The sequence below is a fragment of the Erythrobacter sp. SCSIO 43205 genome (assembly GCF_019904235.1).
Lineage (GTDB): Bacteria > Pseudomonadota > Alphaproteobacteria > Sphingomonadales > Sphingomonadaceae > Erythrobacter.
Genome location: NZ_CP063202.1, coordinates 1,930,516 through 1,953,382, shown reverse-complemented (window position 1 = coordinate 1,953,382; position 22,867 = coordinate 1,930,516). Strand labels below are relative to the sequence as shown.

Below are 22,867 nucleotides of genomic sequence, written 5' to 3'. Positions count from 1 at the left end.
CCAGGTTCAAGCCTTCCCGACGTAGGTTTGCTCGTACACATCAACGATGATGCGCGTGCCGCTTTCGATATGCGGGGGCACCATGATGCGAACGCCATTATCGAGCACGGCAGGCTTGTAGCTGGAAGAAGCGGTTTGCCCCTTCACCACTGCATCGGCTTCGGTGATTTCGGCTTCGACCTGCTGAGGAAGTTGAACGCTGATCGGCTTTTCTTCCCAAAGCTCAAGCATCACCTGCATCCCGTCCTGCAAGAACGGGCGCGCATCGCCGAGAAGGTCGTTGGGCAGGTTGATCTGCTCATAGGTGTTGGTGTCCATGAAAACGAGCATATCGCCGTCTTCATAAAGGAACTGATAGTCCTGCGTATCGAGGCGCACCTTCTCAACCGTGTCGGCGCTGCGGAAGCGCACGTTGGTTTTGCGGCCATCTTGCAGGTTCTTCATCTCGACCTGCATATAGGCGCCGCCTTTTCCGGGCTGAGTGTGTTGGATCTTGGCGACTTTCCAGATGCCACCTTCATATTCGATGATATTGCCGGGACGAATATCGACGCCGCTGATCTTCATGGGAAACGTGCTTTCAATAAAAGTGGGAACGCCTGCGCCCGTCATATGGGGGTTAGCGCTGTCATATACAGAGCCCGCGCCAATAGCGGCTCTCTTCCCCTTGAGCAAGCGCAGCGAGGTTCGGCTCCCAAGCGAAGCAATCCGAAACACGATTTTACGGTTAACGCGCTGGCAGGCTGAGCGGTAAATGCGTAGTAAAGCTGCATCTCAGTAGCGAACCTGTTATGCGCACATCCTTAATCATCCTTCTCGCCATCGGGGCAGTTGTTGCAACTGCCGGTCCTGTGCTGCCAAAAACCGCAGGCACTTCGATGCAATCGCAGCCTCCCGGCGGAGGAATGCTGCGCACTATGCCGCACGGGGATTACCAATGCGCGCTTCCGGGCGATGCGGGTGGAGATGCCTATCAGGCGGTCCCGGACGAAGGCTTCAGCATCAGCACCGCATCACGCTACAGCAGTGCAGCGGGCGATGGGACATATATCCTTCGCGGACGCAGTCTGACTTTTACCGCTGGCCCCAAGAATGGCGAGCGCTTTGAGCGGGTTGGCGACAATCAGCTGCGCAAACTGGAACGCGATGGAAAAAAGGGCGAGCTTCTTTGCACACGGCTTGCTGACCGGCGGCAATAGGATTGCGGTCTAGCTGGCGGCTTTGATCGCCTGTGCGAAGTCACGCACTGCTTTCGCTTCATCGCCGCCTGGCCCGCCCCTCGAGCCGCGGTTCCACACTGCGCCTGAAACCGCGAGAAAATCTGCACCGGCTTTGACCAATGGTCCGCAATTGTCCGGGGTAATCCCGCCGATTGCCACCAGTGGGATTTCAAACAGTTTGACCCAGCGTTCGATCATATCGGTCGTGGGCCGCTCTGCATCGCCCTTGTCCTTGGTGGTGCTTTCGAAAAAGGACCCGAACGCCACGTAATCCGCGCCTGCCTCGCCCGCTTCCATCGCAAGGTGCATGGAGGCGTGGCACGTCACCCCGATCTGCGCATCGCGGCCCAGTTCCTCCCGCGCTTCCTTGGGATCGCCGTCATCTTGTCCCAAATGCACCCCGTCCGCCTTGAGGCGCTTGGCAAGCGCTACATCGTCATTGACGATAAAGGCGACATCGTGCGCGGCACAGATTTCCTGCAAAGGCTCTGCAAGACGCGCTGCCTCGTGCTGGTCGGTGATACCTTTGATGCGAAACTGAAAAGCGGTGACCAGCCCCCCGCCCGCCTCTATCGCACGAGAAAGGCGCGCAGGAAACTCGCCACCCACATCAAGAGGCGAGATCAGATAAAGCTGGGTTGAAAAGTCGCTCATGGACAAAGCCAATAGCGAGGGGGCTGCGCCACGCAAAGCCCCTCAAGCCAAAGAAGCTTACCCAGCGACGCTGGCCGCTTGGATCTGGTCGATTGCTTTGCCAAGAGCGCCGTCGAATTCTTCATCCGATTGTCCTTTGCGCAAGTCCTGCAAGAGCCCGCGCGAGAAGCTGGCGATCATGCCGGGGTTCTTTGCAAGCTGCGCGCAAGCATCGTCGGTCGAATAACCGCCCGAAAGCGCCACAACGCGAAGCACGTTAGGGTGCGCGATCAAGGTTGTGTAATGGCCAGGACGCGCCGGGATGGAGAGCTTCAACATGACCTTGCGCCCTTCGGGAAGAGCATCGAGGCCCTTTTGCAATTCAGCCAGAAGGATGTCTTCCCCCTCGGCACGGTCATCGGCGGTGATGTCATATTCAGGCTCAAGCATTGGCATAAGGCCAGCGTCCGCGATTTGATTGCCCACTTCGAATTGTTGAGCCACCACGTCGGCGATGCCTTTTGGATTGGCCGATTTGATAACCGAACGCATTTTCGTGCCGAACATCCCGTGGGCGACCGACTTTTCGAGAAGTGCAGGCAGCTTATCGAGCGGCTTCATCATTTGCGCGCCGTCGACCTCATCGGCAAGCCCTTGGTCAACCTTGATGAAGGGAACGATGCCGCGCGCTTTCAACGCATCCGCAGTGGATTTTCCGTCGACTTCGCCATCCATCGTGCGCTCAAACAGGATCGCACCGATCACCTTGCCGCTTGAAAAGCAGGGCGATGTGATAACGCGCGAGCGCATTTCATGGATCTGCGCGAACATTTCTTCGTCGCCCGACCATTCGCTGTCCTCGACACCATAACCGCGCAGCGCCTTGGGAGTTGAGCCACCTGATTGGTCAAGAGCCGCAATAAAGCCTTGGCCCGTTGCGATCTTATCGGTCATTTCCTGCTTGTTCATGATCTGTGATCCCTGCCCTTATGCATTCGTATGCGTAGTGATTTGTGAGCGCTTTAGCTACGCCGCCCGCAAGGGGCAACAGCGTCTATCAGCCCCGCTTGGTGAGTTTGCGAATAATCCCGGTAAAACTGAGAACGGGCGCGCCGTCTCCTGTAATCAGCCCGCGTATGAAGATGGTTTTGCCCCCTCCCCGCGTGACCTCTCCGCGCGCTTCCATCAGCGCTCCGGGCTTGGCACCGCCCAAAAAGTCAGATGAAAGGTTCATGGTGACGCCCATGCCGCCTGCAAGCTCATCAGTTGCAATCGCGAACAGCGCGAAATCGGCAAAAGTCATCATGCAGCCGCCATGCATGGATTCTGCGCCGTTCATATGCCGCTCTTCCGCGCGAAAAGCGCTGACATAACTGCCGTCCTCTTCGCGGCGCATGAAGAATGGGCCAGCGCGTGTTTCAAACGGATCGTGGTTCCAATGATACCACCCGGCAAATTCGCCTTCCTGGCACTCTACGGCGTTGCCAAATCCGTATTCGGTTTTCTGCTCGCTCATTTTTCTAGCGCGGCTACCCCGGGAAGCACTTTGCCTTCCATCCATTCGAGGAACGCGCCGCCAGCTGTTGAGATGTAGGTCACATCATCCGTGACACCCGCCTGAGCAAGTGCGGCAACCGTGTCCCCGCCCCCGGCGACACTGATCAGTTCGCCTTCAAGGGTGAGAGCAGCAACATGATTGGCAAGAGCCATGGTGGCAGCATCGAAAGGCTCTGTTTCAAATGCGCCTAATGGGCCATTCCACACGAGCGTACGGCAGGTCTTAAGCACATCGGCCAAGCTTTCCGCAGCCTGCGGGCCAATGTCGAGAATCATTTCATCTTCAGCGACTTCGTGCACATTGCAGGTGCGCAGGCTCGCAGGGTTTGCGGCAAATTCCTTCGCCACCACTACGTCATAAGGCAGGTGCACAGTGCAGCCCGCGTGATCGGCTTCGTCCATGATCTTTGACGCGGTTTCGGTAAGCTCATGCTCGCAAAGCGACTTGCCCACATCGACCCCGCGCGCGGCAAGGAAAGTGTTCGCCATGCCGCCGCCGATGATGAGATGCTGAACCCGGCCCACGAGGTTTTCGAGAACAGCGAGTTTGGTTGAAACCTTCGCCCCGCCCACAACCGCTGCCACTGGCGCTTGAGGATTTCCAAGCGCGCTGTCGAGAGCCTTCAACTCCCTCTCCATCGCGCGTCCGGCATAGCTTGGCAGGTGATGGGTGATCCCCTCGGTCGTCGCATGGGCACGGTGCGCAGCGGAAAACGCATCGTTGACGTAAAAATCGCCGTGCGCTGCGATAGCTTTGGCAAAATCAGCGTCATTTGCCTCTTCACCGGGCCAGAAGCGGGTGTTTTCGAGCAGGCCAACATCGCCATTGCGAAGGATGCCAAGCGTCTGTTCGACCACGGGGCCAGACACCTCAGGAATGAACATGATCTCTTTACCGAGAACATTTTCGACATCGCCCACCACCATGCTCGTTGAAAGCACAGAAGAGCGCTTGCCACCCGGACGACCAAAGTGTGCCAGAAGGAGGACTTTCGCCCCCTTCTCGCTCAATTCAAGAATAGTAGGCTTGACCGCTTCGGCCCGCGTTAAATCTGTCGCGGACCCATCCTTCATAGGAAGGTTCAAATCGACTCTGACGAGAGCGACCTTGCCAGACACATCTCCAAGATCATCGAGCGTTTTGAAAGCGGTCATTTTCTACTCCTTCTCCCCTCCCGCTTGCGGGAGGGGTCGGGGGTGGGCCCACCCCGCTGCGACTAACAAGCGAGCTTGCAAGTCTCGCTGCCCCTCCCGCAAGCGGGAGGGGAGGACAATTGCCTCAAAGGAACGACGCCATCACTTTGGCGGTGTCGATCATCCGGTTGGAGAAGCCCCACTCGTTGTCATACCAGCTGACCACGCGGGCAAGTTTGCCTTCCATGACAGAGGTTTCGAGGCTGTCTACGGTTGAGCTTGCTGGGTGATGGTTGAAGTCTGAGCTCACCAGCGGATCGGTGGTGTAATCGAGCACGCCCTTCATCGGACCTTCAGCAGCAGCCTTAAGCGCAGCGTTAAGCTCTTCAGCAGTCGTGTCGCGGCCCGGTGTGAATACGAGGTCCACAAGGCTGACGTTTGGTGTCGGCACGCGGATCGAAGAACCGTCAAGCTTACCTGCGAGCTCCGGCAAAACCAGACCAACCGCGCGTGCAGCCCCGGTGGTCGTCGGGATCATGTTTTGAGCCCCGCCACGCGCACGGCGCATATCGGAGTGCATTTGGTCCAGCATACGTTGATCGTTGGTGTAAGAGTGAACCGTGGTCATAAAGCCGCGCTCAATGCCAACCGTGTCGTGCAATACCTTCGCAATTGGCGAGAGGCAGTTGGTCGTGCAGCTTGCGTTTGAGACGATAACGTCTTCCGCCGTCAGAACATCGTGGTTCACGCCGTAAACGACAGTTGCCGACACGCCCTTTGCAGGAGCAGAAATCAGAACGCGCTTCGCACCAGCAGCGAGGTGAGGACGGCAAGCTTCATCGCTTTGGAAGAAACCGGTGCACTCAAGCACGATGTCCACGCCTTGTTCGCCGTGCGGCAAGTTCGCCGGATCGCGCTCGGAAGTCACGGCGATGCGGTGTCCGTTGACGATCATCGCGCCGTCTTCGACTTCAACCGTGCCGGGGAAACGGCCGTGGGTGGAATCGTATTGGAAAAGCAGCGCATTTGATTTCGTGTCTGCCAGATCGTTGATGGAGACGAGCTCCATATCATCGTCAGAACGCTCAAGAATAGCGCGGGCAACAAGACGGCCAATGCGGCCAAAGCCATTGATTGCAACTTTGGTAGTCATGTGAGGGTTTCCTGCTTAGCTGCTGAGTTTATTGGTGATTTGCGGAACAATAGCCTCTGGCGTGAGGCCGAATTTCTCGAAGAGCTGATCCGCTGGAGCAGAGGCACCAAAACAGTCGATGCCGATGTTGAGGCCGTTCAGACCGGTGTAGCGCTCCCACCCTTGCGTCACGCCTGCTTCGATCGAAACGATCAGCGCGTCAGACGGAAGGAGGTCGGCTTTGTAAGCGGCATCCTGCGCATCGAAAAGCTCGGTGCACGGCATGGAGACAACATCAGCTCCGATGCCCTGCTCTTCAAGCCTCGCAGCGCAATCGACGGCGAGCGCCACTTCGCTGCCAGATGCCACCAACACAACTTTACGTGCCTTGCTTGCGGTTTGGAGACGATAGCCACCCTTGGCGCAGCGATTGTCCGCGCCTGTCCATGCTTCATCGCCCTCGCCCCGCAATTGCGGCAGCCCTTGGCGTGACAGCGCGAGTACCGATGGCGTCTCAGTTGCTTTGACCGCCAATGCCCAGCATTCCGCAGTCTCAATCGTGTCGCAAGGACGGAATGTGTAGAGGTTCGGCACGAGGCGAAGGCTCATCACCTGCTCAATCGGCTGGTGCGTGGGGCCATCTTCGCCAAGGCCGATGCTGTCATGCGTCATGACATAGATCGCTGGCACCTGCTGGAGCGCAGAGAGTCGGATCGCATTGCGGCAGTAGTCCGAGAATATCAGGAAGGTGCCGCCATAAGGGGTCACACCGCCGTGCAGAGCCATGCCGTTCATCGCCGCAGCCATGCCAAATTCGCGAATGCCGTAATAGACATAACGGCCCGAGTAATCCTCAGCCGTGAATGGCGTGGTTGACGCGGTTTTGGTGTTGTTCGAACCGGTAAGGTCAGCCGAACCGCCGATAAGCTGTGGCAGCTTTTCAGTCAGTGGGCCAAGCGCCATTTCCGATGCCTTGCGGGTCGCGACCTTTTTGGGGTCCGCAGCAAGCTCACGGATGTAACCTTCAATAGCAGCATCAGCGCCAGCAGCAGGCCCCGCCATTTGCGCTTCAAACGCGTCTTTGTGAGCAGACGCAGCTAAGCGCGCATCCCAATCTGAGCTTGCTTCCGCGCCCTTTGCACCAATCTCTGCCCAATCCGCTTCAATGTCGGAAGGAATGACAAACGGCTCTGCCTCCCATCCCAGTTCATCGCGAGCAGCCGCGATCTCATCCGGGCCAAGTGGCGCGCCGTGGGTGGCGCTGGTGCCTTGCTTGTTCGGAGCGCCTTTACCGATGATGGTCTTGCAGGCGATCAACGATGGGCGCGGATCAGCCTTGGCCTCTTCAAGCGCTGCATCGATGCTTGCAAAATCGTGGCCGTCACAGCGCACAACGTGCCAACCGGTTGCTTGGTAACGTGCGCAAACGTCTTCGCTGGTCGACATATCCGTGCCGCCATCGATGGTGATGTTGTTGTCATCCCACAGCACATTGAGGTGGCCCAGTTTCAGGTGACCAGCAAGACCAATCGCCTCATGGTTGATGCCTTCCATAAGGCAACCGTCGCCAGCGATAACCCAGGTGCGGTGATTGACCAGATCATCACCAAATTTGGCGTTGAGATGCCGCTCAGCCATCGCCATGCCGACCGCCATCGCAAGACCCTGACCCAGAGGACCAGTGGTGCACTCCACCCCTTCGAGCAGGAAATTCTCAGGGTGGCCAGCGCACGGGCTGCCCAATTGACGGAAGTCAGCGATCTCTTGGCGGGTTGGATGCGCATATCCGGTGAGGTTCAAGAGCGCATAGATCAGCATCGAGCCATGGCCAGCGGACAGCACAAAGCGATCACGATCCGCCCAATCGGGGCGTTTGGGATCGAACTTCAAATGACGATCAAACAGCACCGTTGCCGCATCCGCCATCCCCATCGGCATTCCGGGGTGGCCCGAATTCGCAGCCTGAACCGCGTCCATCGAAAGCGCCCTGATGGCATTGGCCATCGGTTGAAGGCGTGCTGGGTCGATCGTCATCGTGCTGGAGTGCTCCTGCTGGCGCATCTTAAAAGGCTGCGCTTTTGTATTTCTCTCACGCAAATCTTTGGCGGAAACGCACGAGCGATTCGCCCCCTTGTCCCGCCGCGGAACGCCATTGCCGAGGCTTTGGGCAAGGTCAACAGTGCGCAAGGCACACATACACCGGCGCGTGAAGGTGATTAAAAAGCCAAGATCACTTATCAACAGCGCTAAGCAAAGCTTTGCGAAGCGGGACATTCTTGTTATTTCAAGGAATATGAGCGCTGAAAGAATTAACGAGGCGATGGCCCGGATCAATGCCGCGATGGCACGTATTGATGCTGCACGCCTCGACATAAATGCGTCTGCGAAGCTGTCCGAAGAGACAGCTGCGTCCAAAGAAGGCGCAGGCTCTGCGCGCGTGATGGCATTGGTCAACGCCCATGAAAAGCTGCGCGAAGAGGTTGCTGATACGCTTAGCGAACTCGACACTCTGATTGAGGAGTTGGAGGGTGAATAAGGTCAAAATCCAGATCGGCCCACGCCATTACCAAATCGCCTGCGATCCGGCGGATGAGGAAAAGGTCCGCAAATTCGGCGCGCTGATCGACGAAAATTACGCCAAACTTGGCACCGCGCGCGCGCCTCAAGAGGCGGATAATATGGTTTTCGCCGCGCTTTTCATGGCCGACGAACTCGACGAAGCGCGCACGCAAATGGCGACCATGCGCGAGGAGCTTGAAAAAGCGACCAGCGAACTCAAAAGCGCGATGAGCGATGTCGAGGCCACGGTGCAAAAGGCGACCGAGGCGACAACACAAGAGCTGGAAAATTCGAGCAAGGCCAAAGCCGAGCTTCAGGCTGAAATCGACACTCTGCGCAAAGCCGAAGAGCATTCTCGCAAAGAGAACGCGCGGTTGAAGTCTGAACTCGCCTCCTTGCAGGATGAGGCCCGTCACCAACATGATCTTTTTGGCAGTCCTGAAGATAACGCTGCGCATAGCAAAGCGCTTGCGGAGAAACTTGAGGCGCTTGCCCTTCGTGCCGAAGCCACTGCAAATGCGCTTGAAGGACGTTCTTGAAGCGCGCGGTGAGGCGCACTAAATAGATGCATGGCGGGGCTGCCCGGCACGAGCCAACGAACATCCCTGAGGCTATAAGCAATCCAAGGGAGCTGTCCCTTCTTTAGATTACGGGTTCGTCCTGGGGTCTAGAGTATACGGCGCCCACCTGACGTTTTCGGCGTCAGAGGATTTCATGGTCCGGCCCATGGTGGTCCCGCTACGCATTTGTTTTTCGCACCCGCATCCGCGGGCACGTCCTCGCTAGACTGCTTCCGCATTCGCTCCGGCACCGCTGCGGGCGGGTGGTCACCCTTGCGACCTTTGGCCGTTTCTCGGAGCTGCAAACATCACCAAATCTGATCTCCGCAAAGCCCTACGCAAAAGCCGCCGCGAGCACGTCGCCGCGCAGCCTGATATGGTGCGCGCGCTGCTGTTCAACACGCCGCCCCGTCCGCTCCTTCCCAAAATCGCCGCTGGCGCAGTGATCGGCCTCTACCACGCGACAGAATTCGAAGCGCCCACAAATGCTTACGCCCGCTTCTTCCATGAGGCTGGCCACCGTATCGCCCTGCCCCATTTCGAAAATGAAGCCGCCCCAATGGAGTTTCGCGAGCACACCGACCCTCATGGCCACAGCGATCTGGAACCGGGACCGTTTGGCCTGGTTCAACCCTCACAGACGGCTGAAGTCATCTCGCCGGATATTGTGTTCGTACCTTTGGTAGGCTTCACCAAAAGGCTGGAGCGTCTTGGCCAAGGTGGCGGACATTATGACCGCTGGCTGTCCGCACATCCTGACACCAAGGCCATCGGCCTCGCATGGGATGTGCAATTGTGCGATGAACTGCCGACGGAGCCACACGACAAGACACTGGACGGGGTGATTACCCCAACACGACTATACGGATTGGATTGATGCGCGAGACACCCACCTGGAGAATACCTGTAGGGATTATCGGCCTGTTTCTTGGTCTGATGATCTACGGCATTTTGATCGCGGTTTATCTCGCAGACATCCTCGCAAGCTGGCACTGGCTCGCGCAAACAGTGGTCTACATCTTCCTCGGCGTGATCTGGCTTCTGCCGCTTGGAAACTTTCTTATCTGGATGGAAACCGGGAAATGGGGCCGATAAGGCTTTAGAACTTTCCACGCGCGCCCATTGCCAACAATAAATCTTAGCCTTAGCCTCTCTTCCCGGAGAGAGAAAATATGGCAAGCACGGCAATGGCAGAGAAAAACTCTGCTCCATCAGCCACATCCGCGTCGACCTCGGTATGGCTGAAACTGACGCATGGCTTTGGCTCATCGGCCTTAGGGATCAAGGAAGGCGGCTTTAGCTATTTCCTGTTGCTGTTTTACGGAACGGTAGTGGGGTTGGAGCCCGGCCTTGTCGGCCTTGCGATCCTCATCGCGCTGGTGATTGACGCGATTTCCGATCCTCTGGTCGGCTATTGGTCTGATAATTTCCGCTCCCGATGGGGCAGGCGACATCCGTTTATGTATGCCTCTGCCATTCCCGTCGGGCTCAGCTATTTTCTTTTGTGGAACCCGCCCGAATGGTCGCAGATGGGTTTGTTTCTATACCTGACCGGCCTCGCGATCATAATCCGCACATTCATCACATTCTACGAAACGCCTTCATCCGCGCTCCTGCCAGAGCTGTCCTCTGATTATGAGGAACGAACCAGTATCCAGAGCTTCCGTATGTTCTTTGCTTGGGCAAGCGGAAATGTGATGAGTGTTCTTATGTTCGGCGTGCTGCTCGCTGGTCCATTAGGGATGCAGGATCGGTCGGGCTATGAAACTTACGGAATCCTCGCCAGTTGCATCATCTTTGCCGCGATTGTGCTTTCTTCAATGGCAACGCATCACCGCATCCCAAGCTTGAGCAAAGCCCCACCAGCACGCGCCGAACGCTTCAGCCTTCTGTCCATCATGCGCGAAATGTTCGACATCTTGCGTGAGCGCAGTTTCATCGCCCTGTTTTTGGCGACCATCCTGTTTGCCATGGCAACGGGCCTCAACACCTCGCTCGCATTCCTCATGCTCAAACATTTTTGGGGCCTGAGCGAGCACCAGATATTCATCTGGACCGCGACGGTGTTTGTGTCAGCCGGTATCGCACTGGTGATTGGCCCGATGATTGGTCGCAAATTTGGCAAGAAAAAAGGTGCGCTGGTCCTCGGCCTGTTGGCCTTCACCATTCAGCCCGCGCCATATCTGCTGCGGCTCGCTGGATTGATGCCGGAAAATGGCGATCCGGTGCTTTTCCCGCTGATCCTTTCAATCAATGTGATTGATCTGGCACTGATCATCGCGGTGCAGATTCTCGCCTATGCGATGGTCGCTGATCTGGTCGAATCAAACCAGCTGCGAACGGGTAAGCGCAGTGAAGGCGTCTATTATGCAGCGATGACTTTCACGCGTAAATCAACACAAGGCCTTGGCGTGTTGGCCGCAGGTCTGATCCTTTCTGCCGTCGCCTTTCCGCAAGGCGAAGATCTCGTCAGCGTGGCACCAGACACTTTGTGGAATTTGGGAGCGCTATATGCTCCGTCTCTGCTCGTCTTATGGATGAGCGCGCTGTTCTGTCTGTCGCGCTACAAAATCGACAAGGCGCAACACGAGGCAAACCTCGCGGCGCTGTCTTCCGGTCAAAGCTGAAGAAAATGTCCCAAGTGGCGCGAGTGACGGGACTCGAACCCGCGACCCTCGGCGTGACAGGCCGATACTCTAACCAACTGAGCTACACCCGCGCATTTAAGCGGCTAGCGCCTCTTGGGAGACGCGCCTCTAGGCCAGCTAGTTTGGGCTGTCAACGCCCTCTTTCAGCCTAAAAGCGCTTTTTTTGCATCCTAGTCCGAAAGCAGCAAAACAGGCGTCTCGATCAGCTGCTTTACCTCTTGGATAAAGCTCGCCGCATCATAGCCATCAACCACACGGTGATCGCAGGAAATCGAGATATTCATCAGCTTGCGTTTCTCGATTCGCTCCCCGCCCTGACCATCGGAAACGAACATGGGGCGTTCGATGATGCGGTTGGGACCGATGATTGCAACTTCGGGGCGATTGATAACCGGCGTGGTCGCTACGCCGCCAAGCGGACCCAGCGAGGTTACAGTCAGGGTCGAGCCCGAAAGCTCTTCTGACGTCGCAGAACCATCACGCGCAGCGTTGGCCAGACGGCCAATTTCATTTGCCAATTGCCACAAATTGCGCGCCTGAGCATCGCGGATAACCGGGACCATCAAGCCATTGTCGGTCTGCGTCGCCATACCAAGATGAACCGAGCCATGCCGCGTCACCACGCCCGCCTCATCGTCAAAGCGTGCGTTGATCATCGGATACTTAGGCAGCAGCTTGCAGAAGGCGGTGATGAGCAGCGGCAGCATGGTAAGCTTTGGCTTGCTTCCGCGTGCCGAGTTCAAATCCGCGCGCATGGCTTCAAGCGCCGTAACATCACATTCCTCGACATAGGTGAAATGCGGAATGTTGCGCTTGGCCGCGCTCATGTTTTGCGCGATGCGTTTGCGCAGGCCGATGACCTTTACCGTCTCGTCTTCGCGGCTTGCACCCGCGGGCGAGAAGCCGCCTCCTGCGTTATAGGCCAGAAACTGGTCGAGATCGCCATGGCGCACACGGCCATCTTCGGCGGGTTTCACCTCGACAAGGTCAATTCCCAAATCACGCGCCCGCTGCCGCACTGCGGGAGAGGCGAGGACTTTTGCTTGAGGTGCAGTTTCCTCAGACGCAGACGTGGGAGCAGGCGTAGGCTCTGGTGCTGGCTTGGGAGCAGGCGTTGGCGCCGGAGTCGGTGATGGCTCGGGAGCTGGCGTGGGCTCAGCCTTCTCCTCCACCTCAACCTCAGACGTATCCTCGCCTTCGATCTCGATCACTAGCAGCATTGAGCCAACCGCAATCACATCACCGACTTCGCCAGCGACTTCGAGGACTTTGCCATCCACCGGGCTTTCGATGTCGATCGTTGCCTTGTCGGTCATCACGTCGACCAAATGCTGGTCCTCGGACACAGTGTCCCCAACCTTGACCATCCATTCGACGATCTCGGCTTCTGCGACGCCCTCGCCCACATCGGGCATATTGAATGTGAACTTTGCCATTAGTGCTTCACTCTTTCTTCGTCATTGCGAGGAGCCCCAAGGGGGCGACGCGGCAATCCATCTCCCGACATTGCGTCTGAACGAAGCATCCGGTCATGGATTGCTTCGCCTACGGCTCGCAATGACGAGGGAGAGTGCACGCGCTTAGTCTTTCAAAATCTTATCCATCGCCTCGCCAATGCGGACGGGGCCTGGAAAATAAGCCCATTCGAGGCTGTGGGGATAGGGTGTGTCAAAGCCAGTGACGCGCTCAACCGGGGCTTCGAGGTGGTAGAAGCAACGCTCTGTCACCAAGGCAGACAATTCAGCGCCAAAGCCGCTAGTGCGGGTCGCTTCGTGAACGATAAGGCAGCGCCCGGTCTTTTTGACCGAAGCCTCAATCGCTTCGATGTCGAGCGGGACGAGAGTGCGCAGATCAAGGATTTCAGCATCAACGCCCTTTTCCTTCGCCACCGCCTCCGCAACATGAACCATGGTCCCATAGGCAAGCACTGTAAGCGCCTCGCCCTCTTGAACCGTGCGCGCTTTACCAAGCGGTATCTTGTAATACCCTTCGGGAACCTCGCTCGCCGCGTGCTTTTTCCATGGCTCGACAGGCTTATCGTAAAAGCCAGAGAACGGCCCGTTGTAGATACGCTTGGGCTCGAAGAAGATCACCGGATCATTGTCTTCGATACAGCTGATGAGCAGTCCCTTCGCATCGTACGGGGTCGCCGGAATGACCGTTTTCAAACCTGATACGTGAGTAAAAATGCTCTCTGGCGATTGGGAGTGCGTCTGTCCGCCAAAAATCCCGCCGCCAAAGGGCGAACGAACAGTCAGCGGCGCGATATATTCGGCAGCCGAACGATACCGCAGCCGCGCAGCTTCGGAGATCAATTGGTCGAGGCCAGGATAGATATAGTCGGCGAACTGAATTTCGGGGACCGGGCGAAGACCATAAGCCCCCATCCCAACGGCCACCCCGATGATGCCGCATTCGCTGATTGGCGTATCAAAAACACGGGTCTTGCCATGCTTTTCCTGAAGTCCAGCGGTGCAGCGGAACACGCCGCCGAAATAACCGACGTCTTCACCCATTACGATGACATCGGGATCGCGCTCCAACATGATGTCGAGAGCGTCATTAATCGCCTCAATCATGTTCATCCGCCGCCCATTTACCATGGATGTGTCCTTGGTGTTTTTCTCAACCGTATCACTCATTTTCCGGCCCCTTCACCGGCAAAGTCCTTTGGATGCTGATCCGGCCACTTGATCTCGCGCTCACGCGTTGCCTGTTTGGCTTGCTCTTGAAGGTGCCACGGCAGTTCCTCGAACACGTCTTCAAACATGGTGTGGAACGGATGGTGAAGGCCGTGGCCAAGGATACCGTTCTTCTCGGCTTCCTTAGTGGTTTTCTTAACTTCCTCTGCGCACGCCAGGTCCATCGCCTGTTGCCGCTCTTCGTCCCACTCACCAATTGCGATGAGGTGCTTTTTCAAACGCATGATCGGATCGCCCAGCGGCCATTCCTCACGCTCTTGTGCTGAACGATAGCCGGATGGATCATCCGAGGTTGAGTGTCCTTCGGCGCGGTAGGTGAAATATTCGATCAAGGTTGGACCTTGGTTCGCCCGTGCCCGGTTGGCCGCCCATTGTTGCGCTGCAAAGCAGGCGAGTGCATCGTTCCCATCCACGCGAAGGCCAGCGATGCCATAACCCAAAGCGCGCGCCGCAAAGGTTGTGCGCTCTGCGCCGGCAAAACCGCTGAAGCTCGAAATCGCCCATTGGTTGTTGATTACGTTGAGGATCACCGGCGCATTGTAAACGCTCGCGAAGGTGCAGGCTGAGTGAAAGTCGCCTTCTGCGGTCGAACCCTCACCCACCCATGTCGCTGCAATCCGGCTGTCGCCCTTGATCGCGCTGGCCATCGCCCAGCCAACGGCTTGCGGCGTTTGCGTTGCAAGGTTGCCAGAGATCGAGAAAAAGCTGTGCTCACGGCTCGAATACATGATCGGCAGCTGACGGCCTTTGAGCTTGTCACCTGCGTTCGAGTAAATCTGGTTGATCATCTCGATCAGAGGATAGCCGCGCGCAATCAAAATGCCCTGCTGGCGATAGCTGGGGAAGACCATGTCGTCACTGGCAAGCGCCATTGATGCAGCGACGCTGGTCGCCTCTTCGCCGGTGCATTTCATGTAAAACGAGGTTTTGCCCTGACGCTGTCCGCGGAACATCCGTTCATCAAAAGCGCGGACCATCGCCATATGACCGAGCATCGTGCGCAGCGTTTCAGGATCTAGCTTTGGATCCCATGGCCCATGCGCCTGATCATCATCGCCCAGAACCCGGACGAGAGTATAGGCAAGATCCCTCATTTCCTCAGGCTTGGCCGCTTCGTCGGGACGAGGCTGCGCGCCCGCATCAGGGACGTGGACTTCGGTAAAATCGACCGGATCTCCGGGCCGTGACTTGGGCTCTGGCACGTGGAGTGCAAGTGAAGGTCGATTGGAGGCCGCATCGGCCATATCTGCTCTCCCAGAAATAACGTGTGGGAGAGGGATAGGCCTCAGCGAATTACACGGTCAAGCAGTGCGAATTACACCGCAACAGGAGCCTTGATTGGTGGTTGAGGCGCGTAATCATGCACAAGAAAGTCTTCGATTTTGTAGTCGAAAATTGTTTCAGGCTTTCTGGTGATTTCGAGAGTTGGGTGCCCTGACGGCACACGACTCAACTGTTCCTCAATCAAATGCGCATGATTCAGGTAAAGGTGCACGTCCCCGCCCATCCAGATCAATTCCCCCGGCTCAAGCCCGGCTTGTTGTGCCAGCATCCGGTTCAAAAGCGCGGCTGACCACAGGTTGAAGGGGAGCCCCAAAGCGACATCGCATGAGCGTTGGTAGAGCAGGCAATTGAGCCGCCCGTCTGCTACATGAAATTGATAGGTCTTGTGACACGGCGGAAGCGCCATCTGGTCGAGCTCAGCCACGTTCCAACCTTCGATAATGTGCCTGCGGCTTCCCGGATTGTTGCGAAGGCTCTCGACCACTTCGGCAACCTGATTGATGCCGGGGCCAGCCTCGAACAGTCCGTCATCGCGGGGCTTATAGGTCGGCCAATCGACCCATTGCTTGCCATAAACAGGGCCAAGATCTCCCCACTTTTGGGCGAAGTCTTCATCGTCAGCAATACGTTGAACGAAATCCTCTAGCGCAACGTCCTCACCCGTCTCTTTAACGAAGCGAGCATGGGGCCACTCATTCCATATCTTCACCCCTTGGAGCACCAGCGGGCGAATATTCGTGTCTCCGGTCAGGAACCACAGCATTTCGCGCGTTGCGGTCTTCCAATACACTCGCTTGGTGGTGAGCAGCGGCATCGCACCGCCATCCAGATCAAACCGCAGCATTGCGCCCGCAATTGATCGGGTACCCACACCTGTGCGATCGACACGTTCGCTCCCTTGCTCCCAAATCTGGCGCATGAGGTCGAGATATTGCTGCTCTGGATGGGGGGTCGTCATAGCTAAACTATAACCAGCAATTGCCCGCTTGCCACTCCATCACACCCGACTTATACGCACCCGCCTGCCTCGAACTATGAAACGGTTTGCGCAGCGTCGGGGAGTAGCTCAGCCTGGTAGAGCACTGTCTTCGGGAGGCAGGGGCTTGGTGCCGTTTGAACCTGACCCGCCCTTTGATTTACAAGCACTTGTAGCACAATCGAGACATGGCGCTAAGCCACTTTCTGAACCTTTATAGCTCATTTTGCCCGCCTCCGAACCGCGTTTGCCACCCCCGCAAGATAGTCCGGCGAAAACCTTGCATAGTGCTTTTGCGTGGTTGTGTCGTCGTCATGGCCCATGAACTGCCCTAGCATCGCCATGCTTACCCCGCCTTCCGCCGCCCACACCGCGCCTGTGTGCCGAAGCGTGTATGGTGTAACCTTCACGCCAGATCGTTCGCTTGCCGCTTGAAACGCCTTCTTGATCGAGCGCACGGGCTTTGCGCCATGCTCCACCACATAGACCGATTGCCGCGCCTCAAACGCTTGTTCTAGCGGCTCGCGCAGCGCCTCCCCAATGGGCACCACGGGCCGTCTCTTGGCTGTTTGCTTGCGCCCTTCGGGGTTGAAGTCGATTAGCCCACGGTCAAAATCCACGCGGTTCCATGTGAGCTCTAGGATCGCTGACGGGCGCGCCATGGTGTAGAGCCCCAATTGCACATAAAGCCTCGCGTGAGGGGCTTTCACAGCGTCAAAGAAGCGCTCAAATTGCGCATGGGTCAAATGCCGCACTTTGCGCTCTGGCGTTTCCGGTAGCCACATTTCGGGCCGCGCTGCGGTGTATTTGTTGCGCCTTCCCCATTTGAGCGCGGTGGATAGCTGCAATAATTCATACCGAACCGTTGCGGCTCCTGCGCTTCTCTGGTGAGCATAATCGCGGCACATTTGCGCGTCGATCAATTCGGGATCGGTGTTTTGCCAAAACGGTCGCATGGCCTTCCATGCGTCTTGTCTGCGCTGGTAAGAGGGCTTCCCTTCAATCGAGGTGATGTAGCCTGTCATTAATCGTTCGACTGTCCAAGGTCGATTGTCTGAGGCTTCCCAAAGTTGTCTAGCCTCGGCTTCCGCGCCCTGCCGATTGTTGGCGTACAGCCGTCTTCGTCGTCGTTTGCCGTTGTCTTTCCAGACGATAGCGAACCCGTCTCGAAACCGCTGCACTGTGTATGCTGGCACTCCACCCTCTCCACCTCTTTTGAGGGGATGCGGATTAGCGCGCCAATGCGGAAAGAAGCAAGCTGTTCGCGTTTAATCATGTTGCGCACCGTTCCCTCGCTGCATTCCCAGCGTTCGGAAAGGCTTGCAACTGTGAAGGTGGCAGGGGCAGTCACTTACCCCTCCTTTGCCATTGGGGAGGCTGGGAGCATTGCTTTGAAGTCTTTGACCAGTTTTGTGCGGTCTTCGCCGGGTTCGAGAACAGCGCCCGTCATGTCGTGGCACGGCTTAACAGGCACCACCATATAGCCAGCATCCTCAATTGCTTTGAGGGCGGCTTGGGCCACAAGTCGAGAGGGCCCTGCTTTAAGCTGAAAGCCTATTGCATCGTATTCAGCGTCCACAGCCTTCCGCATCGCTTCAACCAACTCTTCCCGCGTTGTGATCGTCATTGCGTGGGTTCCTTTGCGCGCACCTGTTCAAGCATGAAGTCAGCCTGAGCCTTATCCCACCGCTGGCCGTGATTTGCGCCAAGCACATTTGCGCGGCGGGTGAGCTCGTCTCGCACAGCTGGCAAGCAGTCCCGCACCTCTGGCGTGTCGTCGAGCAAGCCGCTGTCTAGCGCCTTGTAGTCAAGGTGGGGGTGACGTTCGCGGGCGTAAATCCGGGCGAGTTTGATTTCAGGGGTGTTCACTGTTTTGCTCCTTTGCGCCATAAAATCGCGGGTTGCAGTGGATCAATTCTGTGTTTGCCGCGCGCCATTGGATGAATTGGTGCGCCTGACTTAGTGGTGCCCCAACACCAAAGATCAGGCCACGGCTCCACGCCGCGCTGGATTTCTTCGAGGACACTTTCAGTCCAGTCGTCATCCCATGCGATGTTACCGAAACATACAAAGACCTGATCTGCGCGCTTGGCCATCTTGGCTACAGCTGCGCGGTTAGCGAAGATCATATCTCGGTCGGCCCATTCGCCATTTAGAGCCCGCTTTACTCGCGCTTTATTCTCGGCAGGTGAGGATGTGACAAAAGGCGACAAATTGCCCGCGTCGTAGCCAGCAAAGCCCCAATGCTCGAACCATCGGTTCCACCATTTTGAGGTATTGTCGTCTTTATCCGCACCGGCATTTGAGGGGTTGCAGCCTAAAATGAACGCACGTTTACCCTCTCCCCAATCACGAGACAGTCGCACGCGGACATCTGGCGACGGGAAGTAAGCAGAACGCATAAGCAGAGGCTCCCCGAATAGATTTGTGCTATCAAGGCATCCCATCACCCTTCCCCTTTGGCACGTAGGGCGGCGACAAGGGAACTGAGTGATGATGCGCCAATGCAGTTGAAGCCAGCAGGCGTTCTTGGATACCATTGGCAGGTCCAAACTCTATTCTCGCTGATAGCCTTCACGCGCTCTTCTTCGGAAACCCAATCAATGATGTCGTTTTCGTCACCTTGATATTCATGGAACCTGTCATGATATTCTTGCGCGTCCACATAGTTGCAGGCGTGGTGATCGTTGAAACCGATAGTGAGGCTCGTAAACTCACCATCAAGCAATAAGCGCAAGTCAGCCTCAAGCTGTTCGATCAGATCATCCTGCATTGGTTTTCTCCAAGTGTTTGCGGACTGCAATTCGTCGAGCTTTGCGCATGAGCCCCAAGCGCCTGCGCGCCTCTTTTGTGTTGATGTCTTCCGACAGGAGGTAGTCGTAGCTGCCCAACAGCTCTGCGACCGTGTAGCGAATGGATTCAGGGTTGCCGTAGCGCATTACCCACTCTGGCCCGCCATCTGTAAATGATCTTGGGTCGATGCAGACCATCACAGCGCCACCGCCACAAGCAACACGAAGCGTCATGCCTTCTGCGGAGTGAACCACAATATCTTCTAAATCCTTGCTCATGGCTTTTTCTCCAAGGCTTGGCGGGCGCGTTTGACGCAGCATTCGTATGCAAATTCGTAATCACCGTCTCGGTCTTCCACCTCCTCGACCAAACATTGCTTGGCAATATCCTCCAAGGCACGCTCAAGCTCTTCGATGCGGTCGACCATTGCAGGAATGAACATTGCTGCGTTGGCGAGTGTACAAATGCCCTCAGCCTGTCCCTCGTGGAACTCGCGAGTGACGATTGCCACTTGCCCAATGCCAGCTAATCCATTGTCGCACCAAATGCCCATAAGCTTCGGGTGGGTATCAGATTGAATAACGCACAGAGGAAATCCGTGCACCTTCGATATGGCGGATTGAACCTGCGCCTTTTTCTCAGACGGAATAAGTGCTGGCGGCTGCAAATCACTCATGCTTGCCCCCTTAGCGCGGCGAGGATGCGCTTTGCTTTTCCTAGATTGTGTTCGCCGGGCGACATTGATCCTTCGAGCGGAGTGCAACCGCAATCGACTTCAATGACTTCGCAAAGGGCTTGCGCCACCTCGATAAGCTCCTCCACCAGATCGCTTTGTGGTTCAGGCGGGGTTGATGGGGTGGTTGCAATTGCATCTTGGATTGCTTGCTCAACCAGGTCCGCATCGGCGAATGCATCTGCGAATCGATGGTCAACCGTGTGAACCGCGAGGCTTTCCTTCATCCGACGCACGATACGAAGGGCATCAAAAAGCCGCGTATCTGTCTCGATCACCTCAGAAGAGGGTTGTGGGGCTGTGTAAACAGGGCGGATGTTGCGGACGCCTTCACCATCGTGTTCGGGATCGGGATGTTCGCGCGAGAACTCCACCTGCCAATCCGGGCCAGTGTCGAGATACCCAAGTAAACACTCATACATCCACCCCACAGGCTCAGAAGGCTGCGCGGATAGGGCGCGAGTGTTCCATGCTGCGGTAGCTTCTTCTTCGGTGTCGAGGTGAACGCCCACATGACAATGCTCGATTGCCCAATAACCATCATCGCCAGCGAGACTTGTATCGCCAACCCAGTATGACTGGGGCTGCTCGCCGCAAAACGGGCACGGCTTAAGCTTCACCATCTCAGGGCTTACCTTTGGGTTAGTCATGTTAAATCCTCTTCTGCCAGCGCGCACAGGAAGTCACACTGCGGCGAGACAGCCTCTTTTGTGGGGAAGTCGGCGGGAATTTCATCAATGAAGAAACGCTCGTCGCCTTGTTTGGGTAAGTGGGTCAGGCGAGAGCCAAAGCGCCTTGATTGCTTAGCCCGACGTTCAAAAACATTTGGAAACTGCTTGCGCACCAAAGCCCAATAAGCAGGGCTTGTCGATTTGACGCAGCCTATGCAGTTGGCATTAGTGAAACCCAGAGAATAAACGCGAGGCGGGGCAATGGCAGCGCGCTCAATTATCGCCAAGCACCCCTCTTTTGTAATGCCGCGCTCAATCAAGGGCGCGCGTTGTTTCATCTCAGGATAAACGCGCTGCATCCGTTTAAAGCGTTTTGTGTCGTCAGGATCGGCTGTATAGCCCCATACATGGAGATCGCTTGGCCTCTGGAAGTCGAGGCGTGGAGCTGTTTTCAATTCCCCTGTGCAAGGCGCACCGTTCATACCAGAGTGATACTTTCGGGCATCAAATACCTCGTCGATGTCATCGTATTTTTCAGATTTGATATGAAGAACGGGCTTCCCGAACCATTCTTCGCATTCTTGCGTAAAGCGCCGATTGTCCGCATCTTCGCTGTCCCCAAGGTCACACTGAACGGGGATGGCTTCGGGGTTCTCAGCCAGAATAAGCTTGGTCATTACAGCACTGGCGGCACCACTAGAAAACCAGCACAAAATGCGACCATCGCTCTCAGGGTTTGCCATTGGGTTAGTCATCGCTGCTCTCCTGTAATGTGAGGGTGTCGGTCGCACTCCGGCTCAAGTGGCGGCGTATAGCTGCAATTTTGCTTTCAACTCGCCCGCGGCAAGCTTTCGGGTCAGCGTAGAAGTCATCCCCAATTCGAGTGAACATTTCAGAACCACCCCCAGACACGGCAGTAAAGGCGATGCTCACCTCGCGCGCATAATTCCGCAACCGCTCTATCTCAGCATCGCGTTCGGCTAGTTGGGCTTGGAGGGCGGTGACAGTCGGCAGTGGTTTGCCTGTGCAGCGTGCCTCTATCATCGCCCACACTTGCTCGTATTCCGGCCAATCGCTCTCAACTACAACGCACTCGACGGTGCCAACACAGCACTGCGCGAGGAAGTTGCGCAATTGCCGCTCAATTTCGGGAACCAAATGCTTGCGTTTCACTACGATGTAGCGCTCTTCGCGTTGAAATTCCGCATCAGTAATATCAGTCATGCCGGCACTCCCATCAAAACAGCCACAACAAGAGCCACAAGCCCAAGTCCCGCGAGGGCGACTGTCATTTTGCTAATCGTGCGGTTGCGATCCTCTTCCATTGGCAGGAGCGCGCCGTAGTGCTTGAAGCGTTCGGTTCCGCACATCTGCGGACGGTGGTCGAAGCGGTGATCGTAGGTCACATTCAATCTCCTAAAGCTGTGCGATGAAGCAAAGCGTCACAAAACAAACGCCAGCAAACATCACTGCAAATTCACGGGTGGAGGGGTTCATGTCATTGTCTCCAAGCCAGCCCACATTGCGAGGGCGTAAGCACAGACCAGTATCGCTACGATCAGCCATTTTTCAGGTGGGGTTTTCATTGGGTGCGCTCCCGTTCTGCAAGCATGGCATCAAGCCTTGCAGCGCCTTCCTCAAGGTTGCGGCGCGTCTCTTCGAGTTTGGCGCGAATGTCAGCCAGCTTGGCCTCACGGTCCCAATCATCAGGAAGCCGCCCTTCGCCGTCCATCGCGTCCCATTCGGCTTGCGCGTAGATAACGCTAGCGGGGTCAAGGTTGCGGGCGTGGCGGCCATAAAGGTATTCGTCGCCAACTGGCGGATATGGGTTGATGTCTCCAAAGCGGCTCATGCTGCCACCCCTTCCGCATCAAACCGGGAGGCGGCGCGCTCAAAAGCGGCCAATGCGCGATTAGTGTGAGCCGCAATATCGCGCTGCCACTTGCGCCAGTAATTCACTTCGATGAACTTGTGCCGTGCATTATCGTATTCGCACAGGCGAGAGGTGAGCATCTGCTCAAACAGCGCCCGGTCATGGAAGCGCAGAAAAGCCATTTCGACATATTCGCGCTCACTCAATTCAAAAGTGTTCGCAGCACGATCAAACGCCTTGCGTTCGCTTTTAATCGCGACCGACCACGTTTCACGCTCGTAAGTGCGCAGACGTTCGGCAGGGATAGACGCAATGCGCGCTCTTGCCGCGTCAGCTTCGGGATAATGAGACATTTTAAACCCTCGTCAGTTAGCGACGGTGTGCCGCTGTCT

General features: G+C 56.6%; 32 protein-coding genes, 2 tRNA genes and 1 other RNA gene. 8 read left to right on the top strand and 27 right to left on the bottom strand.

Annotated elements, in window-relative coordinates:
• Nucleotides 1-6: 6 nt before the first annotated feature.
• The gene (gene efp / locus INR77_RS09225; RefSeq protein WP_223070788.1) at nucleotides 7-567 is read right to left on the bottom strand and encodes an elongation factor P; all 561 of its coding nucleotides are present in this window, start codon (nucleotides 565-567) and stop codon (nucleotides 7-9) included.
• A 224-nt stretch (nucleotides 568-791) separates the two neighbouring features.
• Here efp and INR77_RS09220 point away from each other — a divergent pair, with 224 nt between their 5' ends.
• Nucleotides 792-1,199 (top strand): elongation factor P, encoded by a 408-nt coding sequence (locus tag INR77_RS09220; protein ID WP_223070787.1) that lies wholly within the window; start codon nucleotides 792-794, stop codon nucleotides 1,197-1,199.
• Nucleotides 1,200-1,208: 9 nt separating this feature from the next.
• Here the strand turns inward: INR77_RS09220 and thiE are convergent, their stop codons facing one another.
• The 6 genes from thiE to tkt all read right to left on the bottom strand — a co-directional run bounded on the left by thiE (nucleotide 1,209) and on the right by tkt (nucleotide 7,710).
• On the bottom strand, nucleotides 1,209-1,874 hold the full coding sequence (gene thiE, locus INR77_RS09215) for a thiamine phosphate synthase (protein WP_223070786.1): 666 nt from the start codon (nucleotides 1,872-1,874) through the stop codon (nucleotides 1,209-1,211).
• Nucleotides 1,875-1,931: 57 nt separating this feature from the next.
• Complete coding sequence (locus tag INR77_RS09210) at nucleotides 1,932-2,822, bottom strand: fructose bisphosphate aldolase (protein WP_223070785.1); 891 nt, start codon at nucleotides 2,820-2,822, stop codon at nucleotides 1,932-1,934.
• An 88-nt stretch (nucleotides 2,823-2,910) separates the two neighbouring features.
• Nucleotides 2,911-3,369 carry a PaaI family thioesterase gene (locus INR77_RS09205; RefSeq protein WP_223070784.1) on the bottom strand — a complete coding sequence of 153 codons (459 nt, stop codon included), beginning with the start codon at nucleotides 3,367-3,369 and terminating at the stop codon, nucleotides 2,911-2,913.
• Nucleotides 3,366-4,565: a phosphoglycerate kinase gene (gene pgk, locus INR77_RS09200; protein ID WP_223070783.1), complete on the bottom strand. Its 1,200-nt coding sequence runs from the start codon at nucleotides 4,563-4,565 to the stop codon at nucleotides 3,366-3,368. The genes INR77_RS09205 and pgk overlap by 4 nt, the downstream gene beginning before the upstream one ends.
• Before the next feature lie 124 nt (nucleotides 4,566-4,689).
• On the bottom strand, nucleotides 4,690-5,697 hold the full coding sequence (gene gap / locus INR77_RS09195) for a type I glyceraldehyde-3-phosphate dehydrogenase (protein WP_223070782.1): 1,008 nt from the start codon (nucleotides 5,695-5,697) through the stop codon (nucleotides 4,690-4,692).
• A 15-nt stretch (nucleotides 5,698-5,712) separates the two neighbouring features.
• Nucleotides 5,713-7,710: a transketolase gene (gene tkt, locus INR77_RS09190; RefSeq protein ID WP_223070781.1), complete on the bottom strand. Its 1,998-nt coding sequence runs from the start codon at nucleotides 7,708-7,710 to the stop codon at nucleotides 5,713-5,715.
• A 259-nt stretch (nucleotides 7,711-7,969) separates the two neighbouring features.
• Between tkt and INR77_RS09185 the strand changes: the two genes are divergently transcribed.
• The 6 genes from INR77_RS09185 (at nucleotide 7,970) to INR77_RS09160 (ending at nucleotide 11,422) form a co-directional block, all read left to right on the top strand.
• Entirely contained in the window at nucleotides 7,970-8,212 is a 243-nt protein-coding gene (locus tag INR77_RS09185; RefSeq protein ID WP_223070780.1) for a hypothetical protein, read from the top strand.
• Nucleotides 8,205-8,774 (top strand): cell division protein ZapA, encoded by a 570-nt coding sequence (zapA, locus tag INR77_RS09180; RefSeq protein WP_223070779.1) that lies wholly within the window; start codon nucleotides 8,205-8,207, stop codon nucleotides 8,772-8,774. The genes INR77_RS09185 and zapA overlap by 8 nt, the downstream gene beginning before the upstream one ends.
• Nucleotides 8,775-8,807: 33 nt before the next feature.
• Nucleotides 8,808-8,975: non-coding RNA, 6S RNA (ssrS, locus tag INR77_RS09175), on the top strand.
• Between the two features lie 73 nt (nucleotides 8,976-9,048).
• The gene (locus INR77_RS09170) at nucleotides 9,049-9,672 is read left to right on the top strand and encodes a 5-formyltetrahydrofolate cyclo-ligase (protein WP_370632318.1); all 624 of its coding nucleotides are present in this window, start codon (nucleotides 9,049-9,051) and stop codon (nucleotides 9,670-9,672) included.
• On the top strand, nucleotides 9,672-9,890 hold the full coding sequence (locus INR77_RS09165) for a DUF2842 domain-containing protein (RefSeq protein WP_223070778.1): 219 nt from the start codon (nucleotides 9,672-9,674) through the stop codon (nucleotides 9,888-9,890). The genes INR77_RS09170 and INR77_RS09165 overlap by 1 nt, the downstream gene beginning before the upstream one ends.
• Before the next feature lie 77 nt (nucleotides 9,891-9,967).
• A complete protein-coding gene (locus INR77_RS09160; RefSeq protein WP_223070777.1) occupies nucleotides 9,968-11,422 on the top strand; it encodes an MFS transporter in 1,455 nt (484 codons plus the stop codon).
• A gap of 15 nt (nucleotides 11,423-11,437) precedes the next feature.
• Here INR77_RS09160 and INR77_RS09155 read toward each other — a convergent pair.
• The 5 genes from INR77_RS09155 to thyA all read right to left on the bottom strand — a co-directional run bounded on the left by INR77_RS09155 (nucleotide 11,438) and on the right by thyA (nucleotide 16,387).
• Nucleotides 11,438-11,514: transfer RNA gene (locus INR77_RS09155), tRNA-Asp, on the bottom strand.
• Between the two features lie 99 nt (nucleotides 11,515-11,613).
• Nucleotides 11,614-12,879, bottom strand: coding sequence for a dihydrolipoamide acetyltransferase family protein (locus INR77_RS09150; protein ID WP_223070776.1), 1,266 nt, complete (start codon nucleotides 12,877-12,879; stop codon nucleotides 11,614-11,616).
• A gap of 144 nt (nucleotides 12,880-13,023) precedes the next feature.
• Complete coding sequence (locus INR77_RS09145; protein WP_255573710.1) at nucleotides 13,024-14,085, bottom strand: alpha-ketoacid dehydrogenase subunit beta; 1,062 nt, start codon at nucleotides 14,083-14,085, stop codon at nucleotides 13,024-13,026.
• Complete coding sequence (locus INR77_RS09140) at nucleotides 14,082-15,389, bottom strand: 3-methyl-2-oxobutanoate dehydrogenase (2-methylpropanoyl-transferring) subunit alpha (RefSeq protein WP_223070775.1); 1,308 nt, start codon at nucleotides 15,387-15,389, stop codon at nucleotides 14,082-14,084. The genes INR77_RS09145 and INR77_RS09140 overlap by 4 nt, the downstream gene beginning before the upstream one ends.
• Nucleotides 15,390-15,460: 71 nt before the next feature.
• Nucleotides 15,461-16,387, bottom strand: coding sequence for a thymidylate synthase (thyA, locus tag INR77_RS09135; RefSeq protein ID WP_223070774.1), 927 nt, complete (start codon nucleotides 16,385-16,387; stop codon nucleotides 15,461-15,463).
• A gap of 99 nt (nucleotides 16,388-16,486) precedes the next feature.
• Between thyA and INR77_RS09130 the strand changes: the two genes are divergently transcribed.
• Nucleotides 16,487-16,560 (top strand) — tRNA-Pro (locus tag INR77_RS09130).
• A gap of 66 nt (nucleotides 16,561-16,626) precedes the next feature.
• Here INR77_RS09130 and INR77_RS09125 read toward each other — a convergent pair.
• Genes INR77_RS09125 through INR77_RS09055 form a run of 15 tightly spaced genes read right to left on the bottom strand, consistent with a single transcriptional unit; the run spans nucleotide 16,627 to nucleotide 22,828 of the window.
• The gene (locus INR77_RS09125) at nucleotides 16,627-17,430 is read right to left on the bottom strand and encodes a site-specific integrase (RefSeq protein WP_223070773.1); all 804 of its coding nucleotides are present in this window, start codon (nucleotides 17,428-17,430) and stop codon (nucleotides 16,627-16,629) included.
• Nucleotides 17,430-17,756 (bottom strand): helix-turn-helix domain-containing protein, encoded by a 327-nt coding sequence (locus INR77_RS09120; protein WP_223070772.1) that lies wholly within the window; start codon nucleotides 17,754-17,756, stop codon nucleotides 17,430-17,432. The genes INR77_RS09125 and INR77_RS09120 overlap by 1 nt, the downstream gene beginning before the upstream one ends.
• Nucleotides 17,757-18,032 carry a hypothetical protein gene (locus INR77_RS09115; protein WP_223070771.1) on the bottom strand — a complete coding sequence of 92 codons (276 nt, stop codon included), beginning with the start codon at nucleotides 18,030-18,032 and terminating at the stop codon, nucleotides 17,757-17,759. It lies immediately after the preceding gene.
• The gene (locus INR77_RS09110) at nucleotides 18,029-18,274 is read right to left on the bottom strand and encodes a hypothetical protein (RefSeq protein WP_223070770.1); all 246 of its coding nucleotides are present in this window, start codon (nucleotides 18,272-18,274) and stop codon (nucleotides 18,029-18,031) included. Before INR77_RS09110 ends, INR77_RS09115 begins: the two co-directional genes overlap by 4 nt.
• Nucleotides 18,271-18,852: a DUF1643 domain-containing protein gene (locus tag INR77_RS09105; protein ID WP_223070769.1), complete on the bottom strand. Its 582-nt coding sequence runs from the start codon at nucleotides 18,850-18,852 to the stop codon at nucleotides 18,271-18,273. Before INR77_RS09105 ends, INR77_RS09110 begins: the two co-directional genes overlap by 4 nt.
• Nucleotides 18,852-19,178, bottom strand: a complete 327-nt coding sequence (locus INR77_RS09100; RefSeq protein WP_223070768.1) for a hypothetical protein — start codon at nucleotides 19,176-19,178, stop codon at nucleotides 18,852-18,854. The genes INR77_RS09105 and INR77_RS09100 overlap by 1 nt, the downstream gene beginning before the upstream one ends.
• The gene (locus INR77_RS09095; protein ID WP_223070767.1) at nucleotides 19,168-19,476 is read right to left on the bottom strand and encodes a hypothetical protein; all 309 of its coding nucleotides are present in this window, start codon (nucleotides 19,474-19,476) and stop codon (nucleotides 19,168-19,170) included. The genes INR77_RS09100 and INR77_RS09095 overlap by 11 nt, the downstream gene beginning before the upstream one ends.
• A complete protein-coding gene (locus INR77_RS09090) occupies nucleotides 19,473-19,874 on the bottom strand; it encodes a hypothetical protein (RefSeq protein WP_223070766.1) in 402 nt (133 codons plus the stop codon). The genes INR77_RS09095 and INR77_RS09090 overlap by 4 nt, the downstream gene beginning before the upstream one ends.
• Nucleotides 19,871-20,581, bottom strand: coding sequence for a hypothetical protein (locus INR77_RS09085; protein WP_223070765.1), 711 nt, complete (start codon nucleotides 20,579-20,581; stop codon nucleotides 19,871-19,873). Before INR77_RS09085 ends, INR77_RS09090 begins: the two co-directional genes overlap by 4 nt.
• Nucleotides 20,578-21,357 (bottom strand): hypothetical protein, encoded by a 780-nt coding sequence (locus tag INR77_RS09080; RefSeq protein WP_223070764.1) that lies wholly within the window; start codon nucleotides 21,355-21,357, stop codon nucleotides 20,578-20,580. The genes INR77_RS09085 and INR77_RS09080 overlap by 4 nt, the downstream gene beginning before the upstream one ends.
• Complete coding sequence (locus INR77_RS09075) at nucleotides 21,350-21,826, bottom strand: hypothetical protein (RefSeq protein ID WP_223070763.1); 477 nt, start codon at nucleotides 21,824-21,826, stop codon at nucleotides 21,350-21,352. Before INR77_RS09075 ends, INR77_RS09080 begins: the two co-directional genes overlap by 8 nt.
• Complete coding sequence (locus tag INR77_RS09070; RefSeq protein WP_223070762.1) at nucleotides 21,823-22,008, bottom strand: hypothetical protein; 186 nt, start codon at nucleotides 22,006-22,008, stop codon at nucleotides 21,823-21,825. The genes INR77_RS09075 and INR77_RS09070 overlap by 4 nt, the downstream gene beginning before the upstream one ends.
• Nucleotides 22,009-22,018: 10 nt before the next feature.
• Complete coding sequence (locus INR77_RS09065) at nucleotides 22,019-22,168, bottom strand: hypothetical protein (protein WP_223070761.1); 150 nt, start codon at nucleotides 22,166-22,168, stop codon at nucleotides 22,019-22,021.
• Nucleotides 22,169-22,184: 16 nt separating this feature from the next.
• Entirely contained in the window at nucleotides 22,185-22,454 is a 270-nt protein-coding gene (locus INR77_RS09060; RefSeq protein WP_223070760.1) for a hypothetical protein, read from the bottom strand.
• Entirely contained in the window at nucleotides 22,451-22,828 is a 378-nt protein-coding gene (locus INR77_RS09055; protein WP_223070759.1) for a hypothetical protein, read from the bottom strand. The genes INR77_RS09060 and INR77_RS09055 overlap by 4 nt, the downstream gene beginning before the upstream one ends.
• Nucleotides 22,829-22,867: the final 39 nt, after the last annotated feature.

Excerpts from the sequence above, each read along its gene's own strand:
- efp (WP_223070788.1), bottom strand. The coding sequence starts at position 567 with ATGAAGATCAGCGGCGTCGATATTCGTCCCGGCAATATCATCGAATAT.
- INR77_RS09220 (WP_223070787.1), top strand. The coding sequence starts at position 792 with ATGCGCACATCCTTAATCATCCTTCTCGCCATCGGGGCAGTTGTTGCA.
- thiE (WP_223070786.1), bottom strand. The coding sequence starts at position 1,874 with ATGAGCGACTTTTCAACCCAGCTTTATCTGATCTCGCCTCTTGATGTG.
- INR77_RS09210 (WP_223070785.1), bottom strand. The coding sequence starts at position 2,822 with ATGAACAAGCAGGAAATGACCGATAAGATCGCAACGGGCCAAGGCTTT.
- INR77_RS09205 (WP_223070784.1), bottom strand. The coding sequence starts at position 3,369 with ATGAGCGAGCAGAAAACCGAATACGGATTTGGCAACGCCGTAGAGTGC.
- pgk (WP_223070783.1), bottom strand. The coding sequence starts at position 4,565 with ATGACCGCTTTCAAAACGCTCGATGATCTTGGAGATGTGTCTGGCAAG.
- gap (WP_223070782.1), bottom strand. The coding sequence starts at position 5,697 with ATGACTACCAAAGTTGCAATCAATGGCTTTGGCCGCATTGGCCGTCTT.
- tkt (WP_223070781.1), bottom strand. The coding sequence starts at position 7,710 with ATGACGATCGACCCAGCACGCCTTCAACCGATGGCCAATGCCATCAGG.
- INR77_RS09185 (WP_223070780.1), top strand. The coding sequence starts at position 7,970 with ATGAGCGCTGAAAGAATTAACGAGGCGATGGCCCGGATCAATGCCGCG.
- INR77_RS09165 (WP_223070778.1), top strand. The coding sequence starts at position 9,672 with ATGCGCGAGACACCCACCTGGAGAATACCTGTAGGGATTATCGGCCTG.
- INR77_RS09160 (WP_223070777.1), top strand. The coding sequence starts at position 9,968 with ATGGCAAGCACGGCAATGGCAGAGAAAAACTCTGCTCCATCAGCCACA.
- INR77_RS09150 (WP_223070776.1), bottom strand. The coding sequence starts at position 12,879 with ATGGCAAAGTTCACATTCAATATGCCCGATGTGGGCGAGGGCGTCGCA.
- INR77_RS09145 (WP_255573710.1), bottom strand. The coding sequence starts at position 14,085 with ATGAGTGATACGGTTGAGAAAAACACCAAGGACACATCCATGGTAAAT.
- INR77_RS09140 (WP_223070775.1), bottom strand. The coding sequence starts at position 15,389 with ATGGCCGATGCGGCCTCCAATCGACCTTCACTTGCACTCCACGTGCCA.
- thyA (WP_223070774.1), bottom strand. The coding sequence starts at position 16,387 with ATGACGACCCCCCATCCAGAGCAGCAATATCTCGACCTCATGCGCCAG.
- INR77_RS09125 (WP_223070773.1), bottom strand. The coding sequence starts at position 17,430 with ATGACAGGCTACATCACCTCGATTGAAGGGAAGCCCTCTTACCAGCGC.
- INR77_RS09115 (WP_223070771.1), bottom strand. The coding sequence starts at position 18,032 with ATGACGATCACAACGCGGGAAGAGTTGGTTGAAGCGATGCGGAAGGCT.
- INR77_RS09105 (WP_223070769.1), bottom strand. The coding sequence starts at position 18,852 with ATGGGATGCCTTGATAGCACAAATCTATTCGGGGAGCCTCTGCTTATG.
- INR77_RS09100 (WP_223070768.1), bottom strand. The coding sequence starts at position 19,178 with ATGCAGGATGATCTGATCGAACAGCTTGAGGCTGACTTGCGCTTATTG.
- INR77_RS09095 (WP_223070767.1), bottom strand. The coding sequence starts at position 19,476 with ATGAGCAAGGATTTAGAAGATATTGTGGTTCACTCCGCAGAAGGCATG.
- INR77_RS09090 (WP_223070766.1), bottom strand. The coding sequence starts at position 19,874 with ATGAGTGATTTGCAGCCGCCAGCACTTATTCCGTCTGAGAAAAAGGCG.
- INR77_RS09085 (WP_223070765.1), bottom strand. The coding sequence starts at position 20,581 with ATGACTAACCCAAAGGTAAGCCCTGAGATGGTGAAGCTTAAGCCGTGC.
- INR77_RS09080 (WP_223070764.1), bottom strand. The coding sequence starts at position 21,357 with ATGACTAACCCAATGGCAAACCCTGAGAGCGATGGTCGCATTTTGTGC.
- INR77_RS09075 (WP_223070763.1), bottom strand. The coding sequence starts at position 21,826 with ATGACTGATATTACTGATGCGGAATTTCAACGCGAAGAGCGCTACATC.
- INR77_RS09065 (WP_223070761.1), bottom strand. The coding sequence starts at position 22,168 with ATGGCTGATCGTAGCGATACTGGTCTGTGCTTACGCCCTCGCAATGTG.
- INR77_RS09060 (WP_223070760.1), bottom strand. The coding sequence starts at position 22,454 with ATGAGCCGCTTTGGAGACATCAACCCATATCCGCCAGTTGGCGACGAA.
- INR77_RS09055 (WP_223070759.1), bottom strand. The coding sequence starts at position 22,828 with ATGTCTCATTATCCCGAAGCTGACGCGGCAAGAGCGCGCATTGCGTCT.